Source organism: Leifsonia sp. McL0607, assembly GCF_049993355.1.
GTDB lineage: Bacteria > Actinomycetota > Actinomycetes > Actinomycetales > Microbacteriaceae > Leifsonia.
On record NZ_CP188253.1, the window covers coordinates 344,861 to 370,121 of the forward strand.

The window sequence follows — 25,261 nt, forward strand, 5'->3', positions numbered from 1 at the left end:
GCGATGTGACTCAGGAAAAAACAGGAGGCCTTGTGTTCCGGGACCTCGGGAGTGTGCCGTTATAGTCGATGAGGGCAGCTAACCCATATGGTCCCTGACACGGTTATGAGAGTCGTCGAACGGCGGACCCGCGAACACCTAGGGGGGACGATCTCGTGTGCGGCATAGCGGCGGTGGTGTCGGGGGATTTTGAAGAGCGGTCTTCCGTTCTAAAGGCGATCTTAGACGCGTTGCGACACCGGGGAGATAACCGACATTCGGACGAGACGACCGATATGAAGGCGTTCGGCGTTGCACTCGGGACCAATCGCCTGCCAATCGTAGGCGAGCGAGTCGGCGCTCAGCCGAAGGTTTCTCGCAATGGTCGCTTTGTGCTCGCGCAAAACGGTGAGGTCTACAACTACAAGGCGCTCGCGCAAGCGGTGGCTGGAACGAACAGTGGTGAGCCGGCCCAGCTCTCCGACACGCAGGTTCTGGCGGACGCCATCGAATCCTTCGGCGTTGTCGAGGCACTGCGACGAGCCGACTGGGAAGGGGCGTTCGTCGCAATCGACACGACTCGGCGAGAGCTGATCATCGCGCGCGACCACATCGGCGTTAAGCCGCTGTACGTCGCAGCCCCATCCGAAGATCGGATCGCTGTCGCGTCGGAACTCAAGGCCCTCGTGGACGCTCGTCAGGGCGAGGTCGAGGAGATCGCGCCGGGGTCCGTCGTCACTTGGTCTCTCGGCGATTTGCGGGAGAAGAAAGTCGGCCGTTGGCCGGTCCCCATCGTGCAACGCGACGGTTCGCCGAGCGCGTCCTACGTAGACGAGATCGACGTGAAGTTCCGCGACGCAGTGGCGTCCCGCGTTCCCGACGAGCCGTACGCCGTGCTGTTTTCCGGCGGCCTGGACAGCTCGCTCGTGTTGGAGTACGCCCGGTCGATAAATCCAGCCGTGACCGCGTACATACTATTCAGAGAAGGATCGCCGGATCTTGACGTTGCTCGCCGTTACTGTGCGGAGTCGGGCGTGCGTCTTGTCGAGGTCGAGGCGCCATCGCCCGAAGCTGCCACGGCGCTGATTCCGTATGTGATCCGGGTCGTGGAATCGTGGGAGTGGCACGTGATCAACCACTCGGTGCCGATGGTGCCGGTCTTTGAGCAGATGGCACGGGACGGCATGCGCATCGTGCTCACGGGAGAGGGCGCCGACGAGCTGTTCTGCGGCTATCGTGAGCCCGCGGGTACCGACCCGCAGCAGCGACGACAGGATCGGGTCGACAACCTACACCGCACCAACTGCCAACGGCTGGATCGAATTTCGATGTCGGAGACCATCGAGTGCCGCGTGCCGTTCCTGTCGCAGTCAGTCGCGCGCGCAGCACTTGAGGTTCCTGCCTCCGCGCAACGGGATGACACGACGACGAAGCGATTCTTGCGCGCAGTCGCTCGCCGACGCCTACCAAGCTACATCGTCGATCGCCCGAAGCTCTCACTCGCGCGCGGCGTCGGGTATGAGTACGGAACGGCGGGGATCTTCGCGAGGGATGCAGGCTCCGGGGACCGCGACTACACGAGCGAAGCAGCGCGCTTTCAAGTGCGGTACCCGATCGAGGAGTCCATGGTCGGGGAATTCCTCAAGCTCGGCTACGGACGTCGGCGCGGGGCGGAGTTTGCGACGGTATGAACTCGCGTATCACGATCGAGCACGATGGGTCCCCCCTCGTCGGCTCGTTGGAACTTGACGGAGCGAAGCATTCGTTCGCGCACGTGCTCGCGAGCGCGGCTTTGCATGATGAGGGCTTGCTGTCGAACGTGCCTAACAACGTCGACTCCCAGTCGCTGATGGTAGGCCTACGCGCAATCTTCGAGAACGTTGCGTTTGACGAGGCCAACGCAACGGTGGCATTCAGCTCGCCGATCGACGGCGCAGTCGAATTCTCCGGCCAACTCGTCGCCCGATCTCGGTCCTTGTTCGTGCTCCTACCGGCGGCGCTCCACCACGCCAGTGAGGTCACGCTCGAAGGCCTGCCCACCGGCTGTGACATCGGGCAACGTCCCTATCAGTGGTACTTCGACATCCTGGAAACGTTTGGAGTCGCCATCAGCGACTCGGGCTCGGGTGCCGTGGTCATGAGTTGGGTCTGCCGCGTTCCAGCACGGATCGACTTCACTTACCCAACGATGACCGGATCGGTGATCGCGATCGCAGCCGCCCAGGTTGCTGGGGGCGTCAGCCACCTTCGGGGGTGCACAGTAGAGCCGTCATGCGAGGAGCAGGTCGATGCGGCTCGTGCGAACGGTGCAGTCGTCCGCGGATCGTTGCCGTCGCTCACCATCGATGCAGGATCGCACAATCAGCCCTTCGAATGGCTGGTCGGGGCCGACAGAGTCCACGCCGTGACCCTGCTGACGGCCGGACTGCTGACACGCGGGGAAGTCACGGTGAAGCACCCCCGTTCTCTGCGGATCCCGAAGTTCATCGACTTCTGCGGACATCTCGGCGCCGAGGTCGACTCGACCGACACGAGCACGACGGTGCGCCATCCTCTCGTGCGAGAGCTGCGCGCGTGCGACCTGCGCACAGGCTGTGAACCACTGTTCAGCACCGATTGGCTCCCATTCGCGGCGTTGCTCATCGCTACACGCACCGAGGGAACGGCGGAGCTGACCGACGACGTGTTTCCAGAGCGGCTCCAATTCTTTCACCAGTTGTACGAGATGGGGTTGGGGTCTGCGAGGATCGGAAAGGTCGATCTCGGGGGACGTTCGGCCGTGCGCGCGATCATCACCGGGGACCCCGAAACGGTGCTCCGGCATCGTGTCTTCGACAGATGCCCGGACATCCGCGGTACCAGTGCTCTCGTTCTCAGCGCGCTTATCAGCGACGGTCCCTGCACGCTCGAGAACGATTTCCAACTCCGCCGCGGGTATGCATCCCTGCCCAGCCAGCTGCGAGAACTCGGTCTGCACAACGTGCAGTCCACCGAGTCCCGGACCGCTCAACGCGCGTGAGCCACGGCGAACGAGGAGATTGCGAATACAAGAACTGACCCTGCTGCACGTACGCGATGGGCGCACCTGGAGCGAGCTGACCGTCTCCGACCTGGGCCGAGAAGAGGGCGCCCGCGCCCTCCGAATCGAGCCCGATCGAACATGGCTCGCGGCCGTGACGAAGACGGGCGAACGGGCGCATCTGTCCGATTGCGAGTGGGACCTGTCAGAGCACACCTGGGTAGGCGACCAACTAACGTATCTGCTGTACCCGGATCGCTACTGTGCACTCGGCTACGTTTCCTCGCCCGATGGTCGAGGGGTTCCGCGGTTCTACCTGAATGGGCAGCTCCCGTTCTGGATATCAGGTGGCGCGGTCTGCACACTTGACCTCGAGGTCGACGCCGTAGCTGATGCGGAATTCGCGCGGGCAGCGTGGAAGGATCTCGATCGATTCAAGAAGGCAGTGGTCGGCGGAGCGATAGACCTGGTAACGGCTCGCAACACAATCCGCGACGTTCACTGGGGCATACGGATGCTGCGGAGCAGCACGCTCCGGCAGCGCCTCGTCGAGCTGTCCATGGCCTGAGCGGCGTGCCAGGGCGCTGGCAGCGGTGCGCTCAGCGTCGCCAACTCGACCGAAGGCCGTCCCCGCCACAATGCGGAAGAGTCGCGATCTGCTCTTCGATCCATCGCTGGAGTTGGCTCCGACCGCCCTACGCCGGCGGTGCGGGTGCCTGGTCCACCCTGCGGCAAGCGCTCGCCGCCGCGTTCAATACCATCCGGGCAGCCGTCCAAAACAGCCAGTACGAGTAGCCGGACCACTCGAACCACACCGACTTCGTAGTTTTGGGGACGTCATCGTATGGCCAGCCCAGTGTTGGCGATAAGGCCGTACCAGTCCGACGCGGTGCCTGTGGAGGGTCACGTCCCGTTGTGTGGTGGAGTTTCTCGACCACCGTGTGGGTCAGTTGTTCTAGTTTAGGCGGCGGTGAGTTCGGGCAGGGGTTTCACCTCCTCGATCGTGTCGGTGGGTGTGTTCATGGTCTTCAGCTCGAGCATGGAGGCTTCGGAGAAGTAGCGGCGGTCGCTGGCTTCCCATTCATCGTGTTGTTCGATCAGAACCGACCCGGCCAGGCGCAGCAGGGCGGCGGGGGTGGGGAACACGCCGACGACGTCGGTGCGTCGTTTGATTTCCTTGTTCACCCGTTCTAACGGGTTCGTGGACCAGATCTGTCGCCAATGCCTCTGCGGGAACCCCGTGAACGCGAGAACGTTGTCCTTGGCATCCTCGAGCATGGCGGCGACCTTCGGGTGGGAGCGGGTGAGCATGCGGGTCACCTCATCGAACTGGGTGAACACGTGCTCGGCGTTGGGTTGGGCGAAGATCGTGCGAATGATCGAGGCCACCATGTCCTGCGAGCCCTTGGGCACGATCGAGAGCACGTTACGCATGAAGTGCACCCGGCAGCGCTGCCACGATGCGCCCTGGAAGACAGTGCCGATTGCCTTCTTCAGTCCCGTGTGCGCATCCGAGATGACCAGGTGCACCCCGGAAAGGCCGCGGGCCTTCAACGAACGCAGGAACGCCGCCCAGAAGCCTTCGTTCTCGCTGTCGCCGACATCGAAGCCGAGGACCTCTCGGCGCCCGTCCGCGGCAACACCGACGGCGACGACGACGGCTTGGGAGACGATGCGGTGGTTCACGCGGGCTTTGCAGTAGGTGGCGTCGAGGAACACATACGGGAACTGCAGGCTTGCAAGGTCTCGGTCACGGAAGGTGGCGACTTCCGCGTCCAAGCCGGCGCAGATCCGCGACACTTCCGACTTGGAGATGCCGCTGTCCGCGCCGAGCGCTTTGACGAGATCATCGACCTTACGGGTCGACACCCCATGCAGATACGCCTCCATCACGACCGCGAACAATGCCTGATCAACCCGACGGCGCCGCTCCAACAGCGCCGGGAAGAACGTTCCCTGACGCAGCTTCGGGATCTTCAAATCCAGATCCCCAGCGGTCGTGGTCAACGTCCGCGGCCTCGTGCCATTGCGCTGGGTGGTGCGTTCGGCAGAGCGCTCGAACGGGCCCGCACCGATGAACGCGGTCGCTTCCGCGTCGATCAGTTCCTGGTAGAGAGCCTCAGTCGCGGAACGGACCCGGTCGGTAACATCGGTCAGCTTCAGTTGAGCAAGCAGATCAAGCAGGGCAGACTGGTCTAGAGCCATCGTGGTTTGTGTCCTTCGTGAGTAACTTTGATCGGTTCTCACTGACCATCCCACGATGGCTCTCCACGTCGACAGCGCGACGCCCAGAACCGGGAAACTACACCACCACCCGGGACGCGACCCTGTGGAGACACCAAGGAGGCGTGCCGCGACGACAGGTGGCACCTGGCTGATGATGTTTGCGGTCGATGCCTGATGGGCGCGCGCTGGTGAGAGCCCGAGTTGGCGGAGGGCCGCGGCGAGACTTGATGGGCTGAGCGGGTGGCCGTGACGGTAGCCGGGGAACAGCCACCAGTCCGTGCCGCGATGCCCGGGGCGGGGGCCGACTTGGACGGTGCGAATCCAGGATGCCGCGGCAGGCGGAAGGTCGAGCCAATCCCGGCCGAGACGGACCTGGGGACGAGTCTCGGCTCGGAGATCGCGGAGGTGTAGGCCGGCGACGCGGTGGGTGCGGATGCCGTAGACAGTGATCAGGACGATTGCGAGCTTGAACCGGGGATCCAAGTCGGGGTCGGTGAACGCACGGTGGAGAGCGGCTTCGTTCTGGGCGCCGAGGCTCCCGCCGATGCGGAAGACGAGGCGCTCCTGGGTGGGCGGGATCAGGTGTCGGTTGGTGCGCGAGCTCGCGCACCAATGCAGGAAGCCGCGGATCCGGAATGCGTCCGCCGACGCCGTCGCCGTCCACGCGTCGAGGTCGGCTTGGGTGGCTGTCGCGACCGTCCGGGATCGCTGGTTGAGGAACGCGATGAAGGACAGGACGATGCGCAGCTCGCGCTTGTCGTTGGCGGCTTGGGTTACGGTCGTGCGTGGGCCGCGGCGTCTGCGGCCCTGGTTCCAGCGAAGGAACACCGTGACCGTGAGCTCGTCAGCACGGTGCGGCAGCGTGCTGAACTGGGCGTGAGCCCACTGCTGCAGCTTCACGGCATGCTCGTCACGGTCCGGGAGGACGCCGACGGAGACCAGGAGCGAGCGGACGTGAGCGGTCGCCGCCGTGGTCCCGAGCGTATCGATGCTGTCGTGGCTGAGCGGTGTCGGGAGCGCAATCACTCGGTCGAGCTTGCCCCAGACCTCGCGGGCCTTGATCACCCGCAGGATGTACTGCGGGCGGGACGCTCGGAGATGCGCGCGCAGCGGCAGCAAGTCCGGCCGACGGTGTTCGAGGTCTGCGCCGAAGAGCTCCTCGATCGCGTCGGCCGCGCGGCACGCCTTGCAGAAGCCGAGGCGATTCGTGTGGTCCAGGCGTCCGCACCCCACGCAGGGGCGTCGTGACTGCGGTACCCGGCGCCAGCAGTACTCGCAGTAGCGGGCATCGTGGGCGATCCCGGCCACGATCCGGTCGGGGTGGGCGCACGTCGGGCGAGATCGCGCCGGATGCGTGGTGGTGACACGGTCGGTCACGCCCGGCAGGCCCAGCGCTGTGAGCTCCTGGTCGAGGGCCGCCAGTCTCGGCCGAGGCCCGCGGTAGCGGTGGCCGGCGGTGAGCTCGGCGAGGAGCTCCAGGCGGGCGGGCATCGTGGGGGCGGCGGTGACGATCGCGCGGCTCACGCCGATGCTCGCGTGCGGGATCAGATAGCCGAGAAACGTCGACAGCGTCGAGAGGATCTGGGGTCCGTGAACGCGGGGGCACTCGCTGCACAGGGTCAGTCGCTGACGGGCCGGGCGGCCTGGCGTGCAGAGCACACACCGGTCGTGCGGGTTCGGCCTCACGGTTGATCGGTCAGCCGTGCCCGCTGGGGTCGGAGATCGCGGGCACGGATGGTACTGGTAGCGGTGTCGGTACCGGTCGCCGCTTCCTCCGCGTGACCGGCGGCGCCGAGCTTGACCGGGACGATGAGGTCGTCAGCCCTGCAACCGAGGATGTCGGTAAGCGCGACCAAGACGTGCAGGTTCAGCCGTTCGGGACGTTCGGACACCAGCCGGTGCACCTGGCTTGGGGAGAGGTGGATGCCGCGGGCCTCCAACTCGGGCATCAGCTTGGTCGCGTGAAACATGCCGGCGGCGGCCATCTGCTCCCGCAACCGCCAGTCGTAGCCGATCGATTCGGTCATGGGATCTCCAGAGTGTTCAGCGCGGGGATGTTCGTCAGCGCCGCCTGCAGCAGCCGGTTGGCGAAGTCCTCCGAGACGTGGGTGTAGATCGAGGTCGTGGACTGGTAGACGTGACCGAGCTGACGCTGGACGAACACCGGATCGTGGCCATCCTCGATCAGGTGAGTCGCGTACGAGTGCCGCAGGCAGTGCGGCGTCAGCTGGGAGTCGAGGCCGAGGTCATCGCGGTACCGGGCGAATCGGTCACCGATAGCGCGAACCCCGAGACGGCGGGACCGTTCGGAGAACCACATCGCGTTGCTCGTCCCAGTGCGCATGAGCGGCAGCACGTTCTCCAGATAGTCCTGCAGAGCGGTCACCGCCCACGGGACCACCGACGCCACGGTTCGCAACTTCGGCGGCCCGCCGCGCGAGGACTTCCCGAACCGGACTCGAAGCATCCCGAGATCTCCGAAAGCAGGCACCTTCGGGTTCCGGAACAGGTCCACCGTGTCGAGCATGATTGCCTCGTGGGAGCGTAGCCCCCATCCGTAGACGACCTTCAGTAGCGTCGCGTCCCGGTACGCGGCCGCCGCCCCCTTGCGCCCGGCCGAGAGCCGCGCGTCGACCTCCTCGTCCGCGCGGTCGAACAGCCGCTGCAACTCGTCGCGAGTCAGCGGCCGGCGTCGCGGGTCGCCCTCGTTCTCCTGGACATGCGGGCGGGTGTTCCAGTCGTGACAAATCTGGATCGGGTGCGTGCCGAAGCGGTCCTCGCACTCGCGCACCCAGCCGTAATGCGGCGAGCAGATGAAGTCGCAGAACCACCCAATCACCAGCTGGTAGTGCCGCATCGTCGATCCCGCGAGCCTGTGCACCGAGACGAGATCCAGCATCCACTCGTCCAGCATCGCCGCCGACCACTCCCACGGCCACGACTGCGCGTGCTCCTGGAACCGGCGCACGATCCGCAGCCGATCAGCTGCCGTCTCCCGCTGTAGCCGGCGACCGCCGACCTGCTGTGCCGTCCACCCTTCCAGCATCGCCTCGAATACGGCGGCGTCCTCTCGGAGGAACGCAACGCCGTCGACCAAGTGCAGCGCGGACGCGCCATGTGGCGTGAATTCACGCACCGAAGCCTCCCATCTAACGCGACTAAATCGCATTAAACGCGAAGAAAGCGTTTGGGCGCAAGCGCGGAGGGGAGGTCGCTCCGCTACGGTGGACCTCTCGGCACCCTTACCCACTCAGAAGACTCGCATCTGGCGCAATTCCGCGGGTTTTGCCGGGTACTGATCCGTCGTCCGGGATCGCAGTCGCCGCGATCCCCTCGACGTTATAACAGCGGGCTGGGCACCAGAAGTGCACGCGAGCGCGGGCGTACGTGGGTGCGCACACGGCGCCCGCGATCGGGCGATCGATGTCCGCGTATTACGATCGCCGCGCCCGGTGCCCGCGCGGCCTCCGGTAGCGTGGCCGCATGGCTGATCGCGAATATGGTTTCCGGACGCGTGCGATCCACGCGGGCAACATCCCCGACTCCGTGACCGGGGCACGCGCACTCCCGATCTACCAGACGAGCGCCTTCGTGTTCGACGACACCGCGGACGCCGCGGCGCGGTTCGCGCTGCAGAAGTATGGCAACATCTACTCGCGCCTGGCCAACCCGACCGTAGCCTCCTTCGAGGAGCGCATCGCGAGCCTCGAAGGCGGCCTGGGCGCGGTCGCGACCGCGAGCGGCCTGAGCGCGCAGTACATCACCTTCGCGTCCCTCGCCGGCGCCGGCGACCACATCGTGGCGTCCGCGAACCTCTACGGAGGATCGATCACCCAGCTGGATGTCACGCTCCGCCGATTCGGCATCGACACGACCTTCGTCCAGAGCTCGGACCCCACGGACTACGCTGCGGCGATCAACGACCGCACGAAACTCGTCTTCGCCGAGACGATCGCCAACCCGTCCGGCGAGATCGCCGACATCGAGGGCCTGGCGCAGGTGGCCCACGCCGCCGGACTCCCCCTCATCATCGACTCCACCATCGCCACACCGTACCTGAACCGTCCGATCGAGTGGGGGGCCGACATCGTCATCCACTCGGCCACCAAGTTCCTGGGCGGTCACGGCACGACCCTCGGCGGCGTGGTCGTCGAGAGCGGCCGCTTCGACTGGCACACCGACAAATTCCCGCTGTTCGGCGAGCCGGTGCCGTCGTACGGCGGTCTGCAGTGGTCGGGCAACTTCGGCGAGTACGCCTTCCTGACCCGACTGCGCGCCGAGCAGCTGCGCGACATCGGCCCGTCGCTCGCCCCGCACTCGGCGTTCCTCCTCGCCCAGGGCGTCGAGACCCTGCCGTACCGCATCCAGGCCCACGTCGACAACGCGCGCGCCGTCGCCGAATGGCTCGACGCGGACCCGCGCATCGAGAAGGTCTTCTGGGCCGGGCTGCCGGAGCACCCACACCACGATCGCGCGCAGAAGTACCTGCCACAGGGCCCGGGCAGCGTGTTCTCGTTCGTCGTCACGGGCGGCCGGGAGGTCGGCCAGCGTCTGATCGAGTCGCTCAACCTGGCGAGCCACCTGGCGAACATCGGCGACGCGAAGACGCTGGTGATCCACCCGGCATCGACGACCCACGCGCAGCTGACCGAGCAGCAGCTCCTCGACGCCGGCGTGCTCCCCGGTGTCGTGCGCATCAGCGTCGGCATCGAAGACGTCGACGACATCATCCACGACCTGGACCAAGCGCTGACCGCAGCGCTGAAGGAGACGGCAGCATGACGACGACGGACCAGGAGACGAACGCCATCGCGGCGGCTCCCACCGGCGCGGACCTCAGCGGCCCGAACCGCACACACCCGGACCAGACCGGCCCGGAGCTCACCCACCCGGATCACATCGATGCCCTCGCAGGCGCCGGCACCGAAGTCACCGACGTGCAGCTCGTGAACGGCCTCAGCTGCTCCGTTCCGGCGGATTCGCCCCTCGCGAAGCTGCTCAAGTCGCAGCGCACCTGGACCGGACCCGACGCCAAGGAACGCTTGCGCATCCTGCGCAGCGCGAAGTCGGTCGCCATCGTCGGGGCGTCGTCCAACCCGACCCGCTCGAGCTACTTCGTGGGAACGTACCTCCTGCAGTCGACCGACTTTCGCGTCTACTTCGTCAATCCGAACGCCGACACGATCCTGGGCCACCCGGCCTACCCCGACCTCGCCTCCCTCCCCGAAGTTCCGGACATCGTGGACGTGTTCCGCCGCCCGAGCGACATCCCGAGCGTGATCGACGAGGCGACCGCACTGGGCGTTCCGACCGTCTGGGTGCAACTCGGCATCTGGAACCAGGAGGCCGCGGAGTACGGAGAGTCGCTCGGCCTCACCGTGGTGATGGACCGCTGCATCAAGATCGAGCACGCCCGCTTTCACGGCGGCCTCCACCTGCTCGGCTTCGACACCGGCCAGATCACGGCACGCAAGACTATCCGCTGACCCCGCCGAACGGCCGACGTAGACGCTCGCCCGGCGCGCGATGATCGCCCGGGAGCGCGGCAATCGCCCGGCACGCGACGATCGCCTCACTCAGCGAGCGTCGACCACCTCCACTCGTCGCACTCGGGCCGCCGGCAGCGCCTCGACGGCGCGCGCGAGCCGGCCGTCGCTCGTCACGAGCGGAGCGGTGAGCAGCTCGGCCAGCGCCACGAACGTCGCGTCGAAGGCGCTCATTCCGGCGCGCAGCTCCCACACGCGGTGCTCGACCGTCTCGAACGGCCACGACTCGATCGGCAGTTCCAGCAGCTCCGCGTAAGCCATCGACGCCTCCGCATCGCTGAGCAGACCGCGCCGGTGCAGCTTTCGCAGAACGTTCGCCGCCTCCGCGAACATCACGTCGGGCGCAGCGAGATCTCGACCTCGCAGCCGCTCGGCTACGGCCCGACCCGTCTCGGCGGGATCGATGAGCAGGTCGACCAGAGCGCTGGTGTCGACGACGACCGTCTCGGGCAGCCCGGCGGCGACGCTGATCACTCGCGGCCTCCCGCGATGATGTCGAGCACGACCTCCCGATCGATCGGGGGAAAGTGCTCGGCCCTGCGCCGGATGCCGTCGAGGACATCGTTTATGGGTCGTTTGCCGGCGAGGCGGGTGAGTTCATGCACGAGATACTCCTGAAGCGAGCGCCCCGATCGCGCCGCGCGCGCCGCGAGCTCGTCGCGGACGTCGTCTGGAACCGAGCGGATTGTGATGGAAATGGGCATGCATGCAGTTTAGCAGCGATGATGGCAATGTGCAGGTTTCCTTTCGATGACGAGGCCGGAGCCCGTGATCGCCGGGCTGGCGATCACCGTGCGTCCATCGTGCTCGATCCAACGGCCTGGCGAGCGCCAGGAGCGGAATTCGTGGATAGCCGAGTCAATCCCCGCGCTGTGGAGGAGCAGCGCGACGACCCAGCTGACCAACCGCCCGACCGATCACGCCCGCGCCACGATGTGAAACACGTGCCAGTGCTTGGGGCCTTCGAACGACATCCCGCGACGGTCGTCCTCCACCAGCCGCAGCACTTCGAGCCCGGTGAGCATCGCCTCCACACCGCCGCGGTCGTGGAAGTTCATGCCCGGCCGCCCGAACCACTCGTCGCGAGGGCCGAACAGCTCCCCCGCGAACAGGCCGCCCGGCTCGATGGCGTCGCGGATGTCGGCCCAGAGGTAGGGGAAGCGCGTCGGGTCGCAGAACGGGAGCGCGAATCCGGCGTAGACCAGATCGGCGCGCGGCAGCTCGCCCAGAGACTCGAAGCGCGCCTGCCTCGTCTCGATTCGGCCGGACGCCTCCGGCACGAGGCCCTCCTTGACGCGGTCATCGACCCCGGGGTCGGAGTCGACCGCCAGCACATGCCACCCGCGCTCCGCGAGCTCGCGCGTCTCGACGCCGTCACCGCAGCCGAGATCGACCGCGAGGCCCGGTTCGCCTTCCCACGCGTCGAGAGCCGCCTCGAACGTGGGGCGCACCCCGCGTCCGCCTTGCTTCTCGTAGAACTGCGACCAGTCGAACGCCATGGGCTGAGCCTACGCGCGGTGCTGTGCGGGAGGCGCTGCCCTGACTCAGATCGGCGAGTGAAAGGCGAACGCCATCGGCGCCCCCTTCTGGCGCAGGTAGCCGCGGACACTGTGCGACAATGGCACACCGTGACTGTCTTCGATCCCCGCCGCAACAGCATCGGCTTCATGCGCCTGGTGATGGCGACCGCTGTCATCGTCTCGCACGCGTGGCCGCTCGGCGGTTTCGGGACCGATCCTGGTCGCGCGAACAACAATATCGGCTTCCTCGCCGTGGAGGGATTCTTCGCGCTGTCCGGCTTCCTCATCACGCGTAGCGGCGAGCGTCTGTCGTCCGGACGGTTCCTGTGGCACCGGCTGCTGCGGATCATGCCCGCTTACTGGGTCTGCCTCGTGGTCATCGTGCTGATCTTCGCCCCGATCGTCTGGCGCGCGTCGCACGGCCTCACGGAGTACCCGACGGCCACCCCCAACCCGATCGGGTTCGTGCTCAACGACTTCCTGCTGTCCAACAACCAGCAGCAGATCGGCGACACGCTCGCCTCCAACCCGTACCCGACCCTGTGGAACGGGCCGATCTACACGCTGCCGTACGAGTTCGCTTGCTACCTGATCATCCTGGCGCTCGCGGCGATGCGCGTGCTCAACCGGCGCGTAGTGACCGTCCTACTGGCGGCCGCGTGGGTGTGGCAGCAGGTCGTCCTCTCCAACGTGCTCGGCGTCACCGACCCGCGTCAGGCGACGCTCACCGTCTGCTTCCTGCTCGGTTCGCTCATCTACCTCTGGAGCGATGTGCTGCTCGAGCGCCGGGTGTCATGGTGGCTGTTCGGGATCTGCCTCGCGGTCGCGGGCGTCACGTACGCGACGGTCGGCTTCCGCCAGGTCGGTGTGCTCGCGTTCGCCTACCTCGTCCTCTGGGCGGGGGCCCGCCTGCCCTTCACGCAGGTCGGCACGAAGCGCGACTTCTCGTATGGTCTCTACATCTACGGCTGGCCCGTGCTGCAGCTCGCGTCGTTCTTCGGGCTCAACGCACTCGGGTTTCCCACCTACCTCGCCGTCGTCCTCGTGGCGTCTGTCAGCCTGGCCGCGGCCTCCTGGTACCTGGTGGAGTCGCGTGCCCTCCGCCTCAAGAACATCTCGGTGCCCGCCTGGCTCGGCGGCTCCCGCTCCGAGCAGAAGGTCGTCCAGATGACTCGACAAGGAGAAATGCTCTGATTTCTCCTGTAATAGCGCTCGGACAGGAGTTCTTCGGGCGCGCGTGGTGAGACCTCCTTTTCAACGCGGCGGTCGGGCGCGGCAGGTCAGGCGCGGCCGGTCAGCCGAGGTCGCGGACAGCGGCGGCGAACGTCGGGCGGTCAACGCCCGCGAGGATCAGGGCGCGCGGCACGGTGCCGAGCTCGAGCCCGAGGATCGCGGTCAGGAGGTCGGCCTCGCCCGAACGCTGGCGGCGATGCGCCGACGCGAGCACCTCGCGCACGGGGCTGCTGCCGTCGCGGGAGAGCGCGAGCAGCAGGTGCTCGGCCTCGACGAGCGTGCAATTGCGGCGTGGGCCTCGGTGACCGAGGCGATCACGACCGGGCGCACCGCCTTGGAGAGCGGCTGGCCCGGGGAGCTGAACGGGCGCCCGAACCCTCCCTACCTCGACAAGCCGGTCGTCGGCACCGGCTTGCTTCGCGATCTGGATTCTCGACGCCGTGGTCGGGGCCGAGCGCGGCGAGCGGTGGGTCGGCACGTCCTGGAGCTGTTCGCGCTGGCCGGGCGGTCCAACTCCCGGCAGGACATCGACGGTCTGAGACGGGCTCCGCTCGCGGCTCGGTGCGCCGGGTGCGAGGAGCGGCTGGGTCGTGCGGAGGCGGCAGTGGCAGCGCTCGGACGCGACGCGGCGGCTGTACGCGGACAGGCGTTGCTGGGCGACGTGCAGCCCTGAAGACGATGGGCGCGGCGTCCCCTCGCGAGAACACACTCGCCGTCATCTATCAGGCGCAGCCACCTTCAGAGCAATCACGCCCTGGATCGATCAGTTGAGAGACACTCCCTAGTAGTACTTGGTTAGGTTGGTCCGGCGCGTTTGCAGTAGGGGCAGTGGCTGAGGAGTCGGATGACCGCGGTTTGGAGTTCGCGGAGGATCTCGTAGAAGCTCAGGCTGCCCCTGCTGCTTTTGGGTCGGCGGCCAGTCGTTGGGTGGTGATGAACAGGTGTGCGGCGGTGACGAGGGTGACGTGGTGGTGCCAGCCGAGCCAGGTGCGGCCCTCGAAGTGGTCCAACCCGAGGCCGTGTTTGAGTTCGCGGTAGTCGTGCTCGATGCGCCATCGGATCTTCCCGAGCCGGACGAGCTCGGTGGTCGGCGTGTCGGGCGGGAGCGTGGAGAGCCAGTAATCGGTGGGCTCGGTGGCGTCGTGGGGCCACTCGATCAACAACCAGCAGTCGGGCAACGACCCGTCTGGGTTGCGGGGCAGGTTTCGGTTCGCGGGACGCACTCGTGTTGCGGCAAACCGGCTGGTCATGGCACCTTTCGACCCTTGCCGCCAGGACGCTTGCTGGAACGCGCCGGCGGGCAGGGCCTCGGCGTAGGCCTTCGCCTGGACCGGGGTGCTCCGGTAACTGGCCGTAGTGAACGGGCGCCCCCGTTTCCCGGTCTGTTCGGGCATCTCGAACCGGGCGGCGGCATCGTGCACGCTCGTCGACGACTTCACCTGCACGATGTAGGGGATCGCTCGTTCGGTCAGGCCGGTGCGGAAGGACCCGATCTCCCCATAGCCGGCATCGCCGACCATCACCGGCGGGCGCAGCCCCCACGAGCCCAGCTCGTCGATCATCTCCAGCGCGAGTTCCCACTTGGCGCGGTGCCGGACGGTGTCCGGGATCTGCGCCTTCACCCGCCGCGCCGCGATCTGCTCAGCGTCCTCGTTCGTATCCGCGCAGGCGTCGTCCCACGACTCTGGCAAGAACAGCCGCCACCCCAGCGGACACGACGCAGCATCGGTGACAGCATGCACGCTGACGCCGATCTGCACGTTCCCGATCTTCCCCAAGGTGCCCGAATACTGGCGGGCGACGCCAGGAGAGGCCGGGCCGTCTTTCACGAACCCGGTGTCATCAACCACCCACGCTTCCGGGCCGATCAGTCCGACGCCCGCACGCGCGAGCTGCCTGCGGACCGGCTCGACCGGCCACCGCGACGAGGACACGAACTGCTGCAACTGCTGATAATCGATCCCCAGCCGCTCACCCATCGACTGCATCGACTTACGCCGACCCTCCAGCATCAGCCCCTGCAAATACAGGCCACCCTTCGACCGCTGATCCTTCCGCGCAAGCGACGCGAAGACCTCGCCCACGAACTCGTCCAACTCCCCGCGCACCCGCTCGATCTCAACCCGATCCACCCCGCGAGATTAACAGCCTCAGCCAAAGTTAACAAGACCTAACCAAGTACTACTAGGCGGGCTTGCGTCCGATGGTGGTGATCATTGCAAGGAGGGCGTCCGACGTCTCGGGAGCATTGAGATATTCGATCGTTGCGTCGATGTCCTCTCGATCGGCCTTGCCTGTCGCGATGATCCTGTCGGCTACATGAACAAAGGTGAAGCTCAACGCTCTGCTCATCGGCGAAGCGCACCCGAGGGTGGGCCAGTACACCTCGTTGCGAATGTCGGTCAGCCCCGCCTTCGCAAAGAGACCGTGATGTCGCAGCCCGAAGGCGGGGTCCGTTCCGATCTCGGCCATGACGTCGAAGAAGGCGTGCGTCACTCTGCTAAAAGGCGGGAACGACACATAGGGGGTTCCCAGATCGGCAGTATCGCTGATCACGAGGTAGCCGCCGGGGCGGAGGATGTCGACGAATCGGGTGAGGATTTCTTCGCGGGAGCGCAGGTTGAGCAGAAGGAAGCGCGCGTGCACGAGGTCGTAGGTGCCCAACGGCAGCGCAGGGTCGGTGATGTCGCCCGAGAGAACATCGACTCCCGCATGCGGGCTCGACTCGAGGCCGCTGGTGTCGAGATCCACCGCCAAGACCCGGCCGGACGGGCCGACTTGGCTCGCCAGCCACCGGGCGATCGAGCCCTTGCCTGCTCCGGCGTCCAGGCAGTGCCATCCCGGCATGGGTCCGACTGCGCCGAGGGCGGCGTGGCTCGCCCCGTCGAAGGTCTCCGACATAGCGTCGAGGCGGTCGCGCTCTGCTTGCGTGCCTGCCAGGAATAACCGCTCACCATACTTCTCTGCCATCGTTCTCTCCGATATCTGCGCATCGTGCCAGGGTGCTGAGGACATCCGCGTCGGGTGTCCCGTGGGGAATGGCCGGCGGCCAGGCGTCTCGTCACCGAGAAGCCATCAGTTTTCCCGCGAACCTACAGCGTGAAGAACCTGGCTATCGGCGGAGACATCCAGCGTGTCCGGCACCTCCCTCGCCCAGTCACCTGAGAGTTCGCCCTCCTGGTACCTGGAGCAGAAGGTCGTCCATATGACTTGACAAGGAGAAATGCTCTGATTTCTCCTGTAATAGCGCTCGGACAGGAGTTCTTCGGGCGCGCGTGGTGAGATCTCCTTTCAACGCGGCGGTCGGGCCCGGCGGTCAGCCGAGGTTGCGGACAGCTGCGGCGACCGTCGGGCGGTCAACGCCCGCGAGCATCAGGGCGCGCGGCACGGTGCCGAGCTCGAGCCCGAGGATCGCGGTCAGGAGGTCGGCCTCGCCCGAACGCTGGCGGCGATGCGCCGACGCGACACGGTGGGCGCGGGTGAGCGCCTCCTTGGCGGACGCGCCCCAGCGCGGGCGGGCGACCCGCGGCGAGGCGACAAGGCGCTCCTCCCCCGGCGGCTCGACGCCGGCCACCCGGAGGCTGGCCTCGCGCTCGGCGAGCAGGGCGGCCTCCACCCCGGCGGGGTCCAGGCCCGCCGACGCGAGCACCTCGCGCACCGGGCTGCTGCCGTCGCGGGAGAGCGCGAGCAGCAGGTGCTCGGCCTCGACGAGCGTGCAGTTGCGGCGCTGGGCCTCGATGACCGAGGCGATCACGACCGAGCGCACCGCCTTGGAGAGCGGCTGGCCCGGGGAGTCGTCGGCGGTTCCTGGAGGGATGTCGGACATGTCGTCTCCTCAGTTCTGGCGGCGGCGCAGGGCGACGCCGGCCGCGGCGACGCGGCGCAGATGTTTCTTGTGCACGGCTTGGCGGGTGACGCCGAGGGCGTCGGCGATCTGGGTCCAGCTCCAGCCGTCGCGGAGGGCGCGTTCGACCTCCGCGTCTTCGAGCCGGTCCGCGAGTTCGCGGAGGGCGACGACGGAGGCGAGGCCATCGGCGACGCCGCCGAGCGGGTCGGGTGCAGGAGTGGCTGGGGCGCTCATAGAGGCAACTATAGTTGCTTAATCCCGTTTGTCAACTCAGGTTGCTCTTCATTCCCGACATTGCCCACGGCGCGTATCCTGACCGGCATGGACATCGGCGTGGGCATGACCGTGTGGCTCGGGGATCGCCCCGGGGTCGTGGTGGAGGGACCGGACGAGGGCGGTCAGTTCCTCATCGAGTACTCGGCCCTCGATGGTGGACTGGAGAGCACGTGGTGCCCACCGGGCGACGCCCGCGTGCATCCCCGTCAAGCCTGAGTTCTACGCACGATATCTGCGCAGATGCTCACTCTGGCGCGCGATTCGCGCGCACACGGCGACGTACACTGATGATGTGACAGCGTACGTCTCCGCCTTCGACCTGTTCTCGATCGGCATCGGCCCCTCGAGCTCGCACACCGTCGGTCCCTTGCGGGCCGCGAAGGCGTTCGCCGACCGGCTCGTCGCCGACGGCCTCCTCGGCCGGGTCGACCAGGTCACCTGCACGCTCTACGGATCCCTCGGGTCCACCGGGATCGGACACGGCACACCGGACGCCGTCGTCGCCGGTCTGCGCGGCAACGAGCCGGAGAGCTGCCGCCCGGAGGACGTGCGCGGCGCCTGGTCCGGCATCGAACCCGGCACGACCCTGCTCCTGGCCGGGCTGCGCGAGATCCCGCTGTCGAAGGACGACATCGACTTCGAGCCGCGCACGCGTCTCCCCGGTCACCCCAACGCGCTCACCCTCCGGGCGTGGGGCCGCTCGGCCGACGGCTCGCGAGAGCCGCTGCCGCTTCTGGAGGAGACGTACTACTCGATCGGTGGGGGCTTCATCCGCCGTGACGGCGAGGAAGCGGACCTCGCGGCCCGGGCCGCCCATCCCCTGCCCTACGATTCGGCAACGGAGCTCCTCGCGATCTGCGAGCGCCTCGACATCCCGATCTGCGAAGTGGCGCGCCGCAACGAGGTCGCCCTGCACGGCGCGGAGGCGACCGACAGGCGTCTCGACCTGATCTGGGAGGCCATGGCCGAGTGCGTCGCGCGTGGCCTCGCCGGCGGTGGCATCCTCCCGGGCGGCCTCGGCGTGAAGCGTCGCGCCGCCGTGATGCGCGAGCACCTCGAGCGCGTGCAGGACGAGCCGGGGCGCGCCACGTCGCTGGAGTGGCTGCACGCCTTCGCGCTGGCGGTCAACGAGGAGAACGCCTCGGGAGGCCGCGTCGTCACCGCGCCGACGAACGGCGCCGCGGGAATCGTTCCGGCCGTCGCGCATTACTACCTCCGCTTCGTCCCCGGGGCCTCGCTCGACGGCATCCGCAAGTACCTCCTGACCGCGACGGCGATCGGGTCGCTGTTCAAGGCGAACGCCTCGATCTCCGGCGCAGAGGGCGGGTGCCAGGCGGAGGTCGGGTCCGCCTGCGCGATGGCCGCCGGCGCGCTCTGCGCCGTGCTCGGCGGGACGCCCAAACAGGTGGAGAACGCGGCGGAGATCGCGATGGAGCACCACCTCGGACTGACCTGCGACCCGGTCGGCGGGCTCGTGCAGATCCCCTGCATCGAGCGCAACGCCATCGCCTCCTCGACCGCGGTCTCGGCGGCCCGGCTCGCATTGCACGGCGACGGATCGCACCTGGTGTCGCTCGACACGGTGATCGAGACGATGCGGCAGACCGGCCTCGACATGTCGACGAAGTACAAGGAGACCAGCGAGGGCGGCCTGGCGGTCAACGTCATCGAGTGCTGAGCGGCAGCTGGGGGCAACGCTTTACGCACGATCGCGCACGTCGTAGGCGACACTCGCACGCTGCCTGCCGCTCAGGCGCCAAGCGTCACGCATTACGCCCGATTGCGCGCCTGGTAGGCGACGTCAGAGGCAGGCTCTAGCGTGGTCGGCATGACCATCACGACCGATCGTTCCGGCCAGGCCAGCCCTGAGACCCTCTCTGCTCGCGACCCCCGCAGCGCTGCGCTCGGTGCTGCGCTCGCTGGCCCGCTCGTGTCGACGCAGTGGCTCTGCGACCACCTGGGCTCCGACGGGCTGGTCGTCGTCGATGCCACGGTCGTGGCCGCCACCGGCCCCGACGGCCGCGTCGGGTACGTGAGTGGAGCGGAGCAGTACCGGGCCGGCCACCTGCCCGGTGCGGTCTTCGCCGACCTGCTCGACCCGTTCAGTGACCCTGCCGCGCGGTTCCCGTTCACCCGTCCGGGAGCCGAGGGGTTCGCGAACGCCGTTGCGGCGCTCGGGGTGGACTCCGAGACGACCATCGTGATCTACGACGCGGCCGTCGGGCAGTGGGCGTCGCGGCTCTGGTGGCTGTTCCGGTCGTTCGGGCACCATCGGGTCGCCGTGCTCGACGGCGGCGTGACCAAGTGGAGCGGCGAGGACCGCCCGCTCGAGTCCGGTGACGTCGTGCCGCGCCCGGTAGGCGACGTCACCGTCACGGAGCTCCCCGGCTTCTGGAGCGACCGGGACGACGTGGCGGCCGTGCTGTCCGGTGACCGCGCCGGCACGCTGGTCTGCGGAACGCCGCCGCGGGACTTCGCAGCTCGGCACCTCCCCGGCAGCGTGAGCGCACCCGCCGTCCGGTTGATGGATCGCGCGACGAACGCCTTCCTGCCCCGCGCCGAGTTGCGCGAGATCTTCGCCGATGTGCTCGCGTCTCCCGACCCGATCGTCGCCTACTGCGGAGGCGGGATCGCCGCTGCGGCGGACGCCCTCGCTCTCGCCCTGCTCGGCCGCGACGATGTGACAGTGTACGACGGCTCGCTCAACGAGTGGACGTCCGACCCGGAGGCTCCGCTCGCCCGCCTCTGATCCGCCAGCCACCGATCCGCCAGACCCTGGTCCGGAGGCGCCATCCGCGGAAGGGCCCAACCTGGGTTTTCTCCGGAATCGGGCACTCGATGGCATGCCGAGACGTAGGCTCGGATCATGACCCTGATGGAGATCCCGTTCCATACTATCGATGGGGCGCCGAGCAGCCTGTCCGACTACGCGGGCAAGGTCATCCTCGTCGTCAACGTCGCCTCGCGCTGCGGACTCGCACCGCAGTACGAGAAGCTCGAGCGGCTGCAGGAGACGTACGGCGACCGCGGCTTCAACGTGATCGGCTTCCCGAGCAACCAGTTCCTCCAGGAGCTGAGCTCGACAGACGCGATCAAGGAGTACTGCTCCACGACGTGGGGCGTGACGTTCCCGATGATGGAGAAGGTTCGGCTGAACGGGCGCAACGCGCACCCGCTCTACGCCGAGCTGACCACCCACCCGGACGTCGACGGCAAGGCTGGCAAGGTCAAGTGGAACTTCGAGAAGTTCGTCATCACGCCGGATGGCGCGGTGCACCGCTTCCGTCCGCAGACCGAACCGGACGACCCGCGAATCATCGGGCTGATCGAGGCGGCGCTTCCGGCGGTCGCCTGACCGCTGCTGCCCGCGTCGGCGCGCGCTGGGCAGACGCGGGATCAGGCGCGCCGGAACCAGCGGCCTCCGACGCGCTCGGTGAGCCGCCACGTGCCTGTCTCGGCGAGCAGCTGGACGGCGGCGACGACGTGCTCGGCGACGCGGAGCGCATCGGTGGCGCGGTCGGCGGTGAACCGCACGGTGAGCCGCGCCTCCCGGCTCACGATGTCGACGCTCGTCGCCTCGACCGTCGCGAGCTCACCCGCTGCGGCGGCAGCCGCGGGCTCGATGGAGGTGGCGGGCACGTCACCGCGCAGCCTCCCGACGGGGATGATCACACGAAACGAAGGCACGCGCCGAGCCTACGGGGCGAAGGCCAACCATGACGTACGCTGACACGGCGGGATCGGAAGGGGGTGCGCTAATGCACACCGAATCACCGGACACACGAGAGCTCTCCATCATCCAGGACGTCGGACTGACGATCGACGAGCTGGAGCACTTCGACAGGATGCTCGACGAGCGACGCCGGGGCGACGTCGCCGTCGCGCAGCGACACGCGGAGGCGCTGGGCAGCCTGCTGTCGTCGCGGTCGGAGTCGACTGCGGACGACGAGCACGACCCGGAAGGGCCGACGCTCAGCTCGGAATGGAGCCGCCTGCAGGCCCTCCGCTCGGAGACCGCCGCGGACATCGCGGCCGTAGACGCCGCTCGCGAGCGCATCCGGGCAGGGCGCTACGGCACGTGCGCTTCGTGCGGCCGCGCGATCGGCGTGCAACGGCTCGAGGCACGTCCGACGACCGAACTCTGCATCGTCTGCGCGATCGCGACTGAGCGCTGACCGCTGCCCGCTGACCTCTGCCCTCGCGTCAGCGAGTCGCGCGGGAGGCACGGTAGACGGCCTCGGTGCGGCTGGAGGCGCCGACCTTGCGCAGAATGCTCGACACGTGCACGCTCGCGGTCTTGGCCGAGATGAACAGCGCCTCGCCGATCTGCTTGTTGCTGAGGCCCTGCTCGATCAGCGCGAGCACCTGCTCCTCGCGCTCGGTGAGCGGCGCCCCGGGGCCGACGGCTGCCGGGCCGTGCCCCGCACGCTTGCTCCGCGACGACGCGAGTGCGGTGGCGGCCTCGGTCAGGAGGCCGAACCCCGAGCGCTCGGCCTCGCCGCGGGCCGCAGCGGCGAGCTGCTCGACCGCGCCGCTGTCGCCGGCGGCCCGAGCGACGCGGGCGGCGCGCACCAGGGCGTACGGGTGGAGGTGCGCGGGCGCCAACGGGGAGGTCGTCGCGGTGACCGCGACCTCCCAGGCAGCACGCGCGGCATCGAAGCGTCCGAGCCCCGATCCGTTCACCGCCCTGTCATCACCGCCTGCGACTCCCGTCGCTGATCCCCCGGCATCCGCTGCGGCCAGCGCCGTCGCGAGCTCGGCGCGGACCACCGGACCCCACGCGACAGCGGTCGGCCAGGTTTCGATGGCGGCAAGCACGGTGTCGAGCCGGGCGGCCTCGTCCGCGACATCGAGAGCAGGACCGTTGGGGCCGTCGGAGGCCCCGGCAGCGCGTGCCGCACGGAACGCGCCGTCGGCGAGAGCCCGCGCAGCGGCAGCGAGCACCGGGAGGTCGGAGGCCGGCAGCCGCCGGTGCGCGTCTGCACGCACCGGTGCGGTCGCCTCCCACGCCCCGAGGTGGTCCCCGCGCGCAATCGCCAGTTCGGCGGCCAGCCGGGCGACGCCCAGCTCGGACTGCACCTCCAGCTCGCCGAGCGTGCGCAGACCGCCGTGCCAGCGGCGCAGCAGGGACTCCGCCGTTTCGAGGTCACCGCGCCACAGCGTGATCCACAGCTTCATGCGCTGCAGATGCGCCCGGAAGCTCGGCGGGGGGTCGAGCGCGAGCGCGGGATCGAGCATGGCCTCGGCGCGATCGAGTTCGCCGAGCGCGAGCAGCGGCTCGACCGTGTTCGACGAGAGGATGACGCCGGACGTGCGCTCCACGCCCCGGGCACGCGCCTCGCGGGCACCGCGTTCGGCGAGCCGAACGGCCTCGTCGTAGCGACCCAGCGTGTTCATCGCGTCGGACGCGTTCACCGCATAGCGCAGCGCCGCTCCCGGATCGTGCGCCGCCAGCCGGCCGGCCTCGTCGAGCTCGGCCAGGCCTCGGTCGATCGAGCCGGCGGCGACCAGCGAGCTGCCGCGGATGTTGTGCGCGACCGAGCGCAGGGCCTCGGAGCCGCTGCCCGCTTCGTCGATGGCCTGCGAGGTGAGCATGACCGCCTCGTCGAAGCGAGCGGCGAGCATGTAACGGGCGGCGAGCTCGGTGAGCAGTTGCGGCCGCAGGCCGTCGCCGGCCGGAAGCGACTCGGGAGGCACCTCCTCGAGTGCACGCTGAAACAGCTCGATGACGCCCGGCCGGTTGAGGTTCATCAGGTATTGCGCTTTGTCGCGCAGGAGGCGCGCGTGCCGGGCGGGAGGGAGGTCGCCCGCCGAATCGAGGGCTGCGTTCACCATTGCGAGGGCGCGCTCGTTGTCTCCCGCGTTGCGGAGCGCCGAGGCGGTGCGCGACAACAGTTCGGTGCGGCTGGTGACGCCGAGCGCACGCGTGCTGAGCTCTGGGGCGTCCGTCACGCTGTCCCACAGCTCGAGAGCCCGGTCGCCCATCGCGGCGGCGGTCGCGTAGGCGTACGAGCGCCTGGCCTCCTCCATCGCCTCCAGCGATGCGATGAACGCGCGCCTCAGGTCGTGCGCCGCGAGCCAATGGGTGGAGAGCTGCGTGGCGGAGCGCTGCGGGCTGGCCTCCAACGCCTCCGCGAAACGCCGGTGGTACCGGCTGCGCTCGCCCGGGAGCAGGTCGGCGTGGATGGCCTCGCGAACGAGCGCGTGACGGAACGTGTACTCGGTGGTGGCCGCCGCGAGCACGTTGGCGACGACGGCTTCGCGGGCGGCGGCGTCGAGTTCGTCGGCAGTTCCGTCGAAGACCGCGCTCAGCAGTTCGTGGTCGACGCAGACTCCGCCGGCCGACACCAGGCGCAGCAGCTGCTGGGTCGGCTCGCTGAGCTTCTCGAACCGCGCCAGGAGGAGCTCGCGCAGCGTCTCGGGGAGGTCTTCGCCCGTGGCGAGGCCGTCGATGCCGATCAGCTCCTCGACGAAGAACGGAACACCCTCGCTCATCTCGTAGACGCGGTCGACCGTCGCGGCATCGGGCTCGCACCCGAGCAGACGGGCGATCAGCGCCTCCACCTGGTCGCGGCCGAGCCGGGAGAGCTCCCACCGGGTCAGGCGGCGCGTGCGGTCCAGCTCGGCGAGGTACGACCGCAGCGGGTGGCCCCGCCCGACCTCGTCGCTGCGGTAGCTGAGCAGCACGAGAATGCGCCCGCGCTCGGCCATCCGCACGATGAAGCGGAGGAGCTCGAGGGTCGCGGTGTCAGCCCAGTGGATGTCTTCGACGGCGAGCACGAGCGGCTTCTCGGCCGAGAGCGTCTCGAGCAGGACCGTGACGAGCTCGTAGAGACGTTCGGCGCCGGTGCGGGCGGGCACGGCAGAGTCGTCGGCGAGCTCGGGCAGCAGCACGGGAAGCACACCGGCCCCGTGCCCGGCGGCGGCGAGCACCGTGTCGAGCCCGCGCAGCTCGATGAGCCGACGCAGGATGCTCGCGAAGGGCGCGTACGGCGCGCCGTCGTTGCCGAGGTCGACGCAGCGACCGAGGAGCACCGTGGCGGATTCCTCGGCCTCGGCGAGGAACTCTGCGAGCAGCCGGGACTTGCCGATGCCCGCCTCTCCACCGATGACCACGGCACGCAGACCACCGCTCTGCGCGACGGCGCTGAGTTCGTCACGCAACGCCTCGAGATCGGACTCGCGCCCGATCATCGTGGGGCTGGACGCCGGTGATCGCATGGCCTCATCGTGCCACGCACCACCGACATCCTCACCCCTCCAATTCCCGGCTTCGCGCAGGGCAGAACCGCTGTCATCGCCGGGCGTGAGCGAGCTCCCGCACCGGCTCGGCGACGGCCTCCTCGAGCGGCTGCCCGACGGGCTCCGCCGTGGGCTCGGCCGCCGACGCGATCGGCTTCGCGGCCCCTTCGCGGGCCGCCGCTGCGTGCCGGTGCATGCCCCGGGCAGCGCGCTCAGCAGCGCGCTCAGCAGCGCGCTCAGCCCGGCGCTCCGCGCGCTGCTCACGGCCGCGGCGCATCAGCTCGCGCTCCTGCTCGGCCCTGCGGGCGTCCCCCTCGAACACCCGACCGGCGACGAACTCCTCGGACAGCATCATGATCCTCACCCTTCGTTC

26 protein-coding genes are annotated in these 25,261 nt (G+C 68.3%); 12 read left to right on the forward strand and 14 right to left on the reverse strand.

Translation table 11 applies throughout. From position 1 onward, the window contains the following. Nucleotides 1-275: 275 nt before the first annotated feature. Genes ACPPVW_RS01635 through ACPPVW_RS01645 form a run of 3 tightly spaced genes read left to right on the forward strand, consistent with a single transcriptional unit; the run spans nucleotide 276 to nucleotide 3,566 of the window. A complete protein-coding gene (locus ACPPVW_RS01635) occupies nucleotides 276-1,670 on the forward strand; it encodes an asparagine synthetase B family protein (RefSeq protein ID WP_426624818.1) in 1,395 nt (464 codons plus the stop codon). After that, complete coding sequence (locus ACPPVW_RS01640; protein WP_426624819.1) at nucleotides 1,667-2,998, forward strand: hypothetical protein; 1,332 nt, start codon at nucleotides 1,667-1,669, stop codon at nucleotides 2,996-2,998. Before ACPPVW_RS01635 ends, ACPPVW_RS01640 begins: the two co-directional genes overlap by 4 nt. A gap of 19 nt (nucleotides 2,999-3,017) precedes the next feature. After that, nucleotides 3,018-3,566 (forward strand): hypothetical protein, encoded by a 549-nt coding sequence (locus tag ACPPVW_RS01645; RefSeq protein WP_426624820.1) that lies wholly within the window; start codon nucleotides 3,018-3,020, stop codon nucleotides 3,564-3,566. A 392-nt stretch (nucleotides 3,567-3,958) separates the two neighbouring features. Here the strand turns inward: ACPPVW_RS01645 and ACPPVW_RS01650 are convergent, their stop codons facing one another. The 3 genes from ACPPVW_RS01650 to ACPPVW_RS01660 form a co-directional block, all read right to left on the reverse strand. Beyond that, nucleotides 3,959-5,203, reverse strand: a complete 1,245-nt coding sequence (locus tag ACPPVW_RS01650; RefSeq protein ID WP_426624464.1) for an IS256 family transposase — start codon at nucleotides 5,201-5,203, stop codon at nucleotides 3,959-3,961. A 1,703-nt stretch (nucleotides 5,204-6,906) separates the two neighbouring features. Then, nucleotides 6,907-7,251, reverse strand: coding sequence for a helix-turn-helix domain-containing protein (locus tag ACPPVW_RS01655; protein ID WP_426624821.1), 345 nt, complete (start codon nucleotides 7,249-7,251; stop codon nucleotides 6,907-6,909). Further along, nucleotides 7,248-8,360: a tyrosine-type recombinase/integrase gene (locus tag ACPPVW_RS01660; RefSeq protein ID WP_426624822.1), complete on the reverse strand. Its 1,113-nt coding sequence runs from the start codon at nucleotides 8,358-8,360 to the stop codon at nucleotides 7,248-7,250. Before ACPPVW_RS01660 ends, ACPPVW_RS01655 begins: the two co-directional genes overlap by 4 nt. Before the next feature lie 347 nt (nucleotides 8,361-8,707). Between ACPPVW_RS01660 and ACPPVW_RS01665 the strand changes: the two genes are divergently transcribed. Both ACPPVW_RS01665 and ACPPVW_RS01670 read left to right on the forward strand, forming a co-directional pair. Beyond that, nucleotides 8,708-10,006, forward strand: coding sequence for an O-acetylhomoserine aminocarboxypropyltransferase/cysteine synthase family protein (locus ACPPVW_RS01665; protein WP_426624823.1), 1,299 nt, complete (start codon nucleotides 8,708-8,710; stop codon nucleotides 10,004-10,006). Between the two features lie 164 nt (nucleotides 10,007-10,170). Further along, nucleotides 10,171-10,710, forward strand: a complete 540-nt coding sequence (locus tag ACPPVW_RS01670) for a CoA-binding protein (RefSeq protein WP_426626231.1) — start codon at nucleotides 10,171-10,173, stop codon at nucleotides 10,708-10,710. A 90-nt stretch (nucleotides 10,711-10,800) separates the two neighbouring features. Here the strand turns inward: ACPPVW_RS01670 and ACPPVW_RS01675 are convergent, their stop codons facing one another. The 3 genes from ACPPVW_RS01675 to ACPPVW_RS01685 all read right to left on the reverse strand — a co-directional run bounded on the left by ACPPVW_RS01675 (nucleotide 10,801) and on the right by ACPPVW_RS01685 (nucleotide 12,269). Further along, entirely contained in the window at nucleotides 10,801-11,244 is a 444-nt protein-coding gene (locus tag ACPPVW_RS01675) for a type II toxin-antitoxin system VapC family toxin (RefSeq protein ID WP_426624824.1), read from the reverse strand. Next, the gene (locus ACPPVW_RS01680) at nucleotides 11,241-11,474 is read right to left on the reverse strand and encodes a FitA-like ribbon-helix-helix domain-containing protein (RefSeq protein WP_426624825.1); all 234 of its coding nucleotides are present in this window, start codon (nucleotides 11,472-11,474) and stop codon (nucleotides 11,241-11,243) included. The genes ACPPVW_RS01675 and ACPPVW_RS01680 overlap by 4 nt, the downstream gene beginning before the upstream one ends. Before the next feature lie 213 nt (nucleotides 11,475-11,687). Next, nucleotides 11,688-12,269 (reverse strand): class I SAM-dependent methyltransferase, encoded by a 582-nt coding sequence (locus ACPPVW_RS01685; RefSeq protein WP_426624826.1) that lies wholly within the window; start codon nucleotides 12,267-12,269, stop codon nucleotides 11,688-11,690. A gap of 129 nt (nucleotides 12,270-12,398) precedes the next feature. Between ACPPVW_RS01685 and ACPPVW_RS01690 the strand changes: the two genes are divergently transcribed. Beyond that, nucleotides 12,399-13,484, forward strand: coding sequence for an acyltransferase family protein (locus ACPPVW_RS01690; RefSeq protein WP_426624827.1), 1,086 nt, complete (start codon nucleotides 12,399-12,401; stop codon nucleotides 13,482-13,484). Nucleotides 13,485-13,584: 100 nt separating this feature from the next. Here the strand turns inward: ACPPVW_RS01690 and ACPPVW_RS01695 are convergent, their stop codons facing one another. Further along, nucleotides 13,585-13,782: a hypothetical protein gene (locus ACPPVW_RS01695; protein ID WP_426626232.1), complete on the reverse strand. Its 198-nt coding sequence runs from the start codon at nucleotides 13,780-13,782 to the stop codon at nucleotides 13,585-13,587. On the opposite strand from ACPPVW_RS01695, the gene ACPPVW_RS01700 reads away from it, so the two are divergent. Next, nucleotides 13,720-14,196 (forward strand): hypothetical protein, encoded by a 477-nt coding sequence (locus ACPPVW_RS01700; RefSeq protein ID WP_426626356.1) that lies wholly within the window; start codon nucleotides 13,720-13,722, stop codon nucleotides 14,194-14,196. The two genes, ACPPVW_RS01695 and ACPPVW_RS01700, sit on opposite strands and share 63 nt — an antisense overlap. 211 nt (nucleotides 14,197-14,407) lie before the next feature. On the opposite strand, the gene ACPPVW_RS01705 is transcribed toward ACPPVW_RS01700, so the two are convergent. From ACPPVW_RS01705 to ACPPVW_RS01720, 4 genes are all read right to left on the reverse strand, one after another. Next, the gene (locus ACPPVW_RS01705; protein ID WP_426624828.1) at nucleotides 14,408-15,655 is read right to left on the reverse strand and encodes an IS701 family transposase; all 1,248 of its coding nucleotides are present in this window, start codon (nucleotides 15,653-15,655) and stop codon (nucleotides 14,408-14,410) included. Between the two features lie 52 nt (nucleotides 15,656-15,707). Then, entirely contained in the window at nucleotides 15,708-16,493 is a 786-nt protein-coding gene (locus ACPPVW_RS01710) for a class I SAM-dependent methyltransferase (protein WP_426624829.1), read from the reverse strand. Between the two features lie 346 nt (nucleotides 16,494-16,839). Further along, entirely contained in the window at nucleotides 16,840-17,349 is a 510-nt protein-coding gene (locus tag ACPPVW_RS01715; RefSeq protein ID WP_426624830.1) for a Clp protease N-terminal domain-containing protein, read from the reverse strand. 9 nt (nucleotides 17,350-17,358) lie between these two features. Further along, nucleotides 17,359-17,604, reverse strand: a complete 246-nt coding sequence (locus ACPPVW_RS01720) for a helix-turn-helix domain-containing protein (RefSeq protein WP_426624831.1) — start codon at nucleotides 17,602-17,604, stop codon at nucleotides 17,359-17,361. A gap of 87 nt (nucleotides 17,605-17,691) precedes the next feature. Between ACPPVW_RS01720 and ACPPVW_RS01725 the strand changes: the two genes are divergently transcribed. The 4 genes from ACPPVW_RS01725 (at nucleotide 17,692) to ACPPVW_RS01740 (ending at nucleotide 21,001) form a co-directional block, all read left to right on the forward strand. After that, on the forward strand, nucleotides 17,692-17,862 hold the full coding sequence (locus ACPPVW_RS01725) for a hypothetical protein (protein ID WP_426624832.1): 171 nt from the start codon (nucleotides 17,692-17,694) through the stop codon (nucleotides 17,860-17,862). Between the two features lie 76 nt (nucleotides 17,863-17,938). Beyond that, complete coding sequence (locus ACPPVW_RS01730; protein WP_426624833.1) at nucleotides 17,939-19,324, forward strand: L-serine ammonia-lyase; 1,386 nt, start codon at nucleotides 17,939-17,941, stop codon at nucleotides 19,322-19,324. Between the two features lie 150 nt (nucleotides 19,325-19,474). After that, a complete protein-coding gene (locus ACPPVW_RS01735) occupies nucleotides 19,475-20,395 on the forward strand; it encodes a sulfurtransferase (protein WP_426624834.1) in 921 nt (306 codons plus the stop codon). 117 nt (nucleotides 20,396-20,512) lie between these two features. Beyond that, entirely contained in the window at nucleotides 20,513-21,001 is a 489-nt protein-coding gene (locus ACPPVW_RS01740) for a glutathione peroxidase (protein ID WP_426624835.1), read from the forward strand. A 41-nt stretch (nucleotides 21,002-21,042) separates the two neighbouring features. On the opposite strand, the gene ACPPVW_RS01745 is transcribed toward ACPPVW_RS01740, so the two are convergent. Continuing rightward, a complete protein-coding gene (locus tag ACPPVW_RS01745) occupies nucleotides 21,043-21,333 on the reverse strand; it encodes a hypothetical protein (RefSeq protein WP_426624836.1) in 291 nt (96 codons plus the stop codon). A gap of 71 nt (nucleotides 21,334-21,404) precedes the next feature. Here ACPPVW_RS01745 and ACPPVW_RS01750 point away from each other — a divergent pair, with 71 nt between their 5' ends. Beyond that, on the forward strand, nucleotides 21,405-21,821 hold the full coding sequence (locus ACPPVW_RS01750; RefSeq protein ID WP_426624837.1) for a TraR/DksA family transcriptional regulator: 417 nt from the start codon (nucleotides 21,405-21,407) through the stop codon (nucleotides 21,819-21,821). Nucleotides 21,822-21,849: 28 nt separating this feature from the next. Here the strand turns inward: ACPPVW_RS01750 and ACPPVW_RS01755 are convergent, their stop codons facing one another. Then, complete coding sequence (locus ACPPVW_RS01755; RefSeq protein ID WP_426624838.1) at nucleotides 21,850-24,867, reverse strand: helix-turn-helix transcriptional regulator; 3,018 nt, start codon at nucleotides 24,865-24,867, stop codon at nucleotides 21,850-21,852. A 73-nt stretch (nucleotides 24,868-24,940) separates the two neighbouring features. Beyond that, nucleotides 24,941-25,243, reverse strand: a complete 303-nt coding sequence (locus ACPPVW_RS01760; protein WP_426624839.1) for a hypothetical protein — start codon at nucleotides 25,241-25,243, stop codon at nucleotides 24,941-24,943. Between the last annotated feature and the right edge of the window lie 18 nt (nucleotides 25,244-25,261).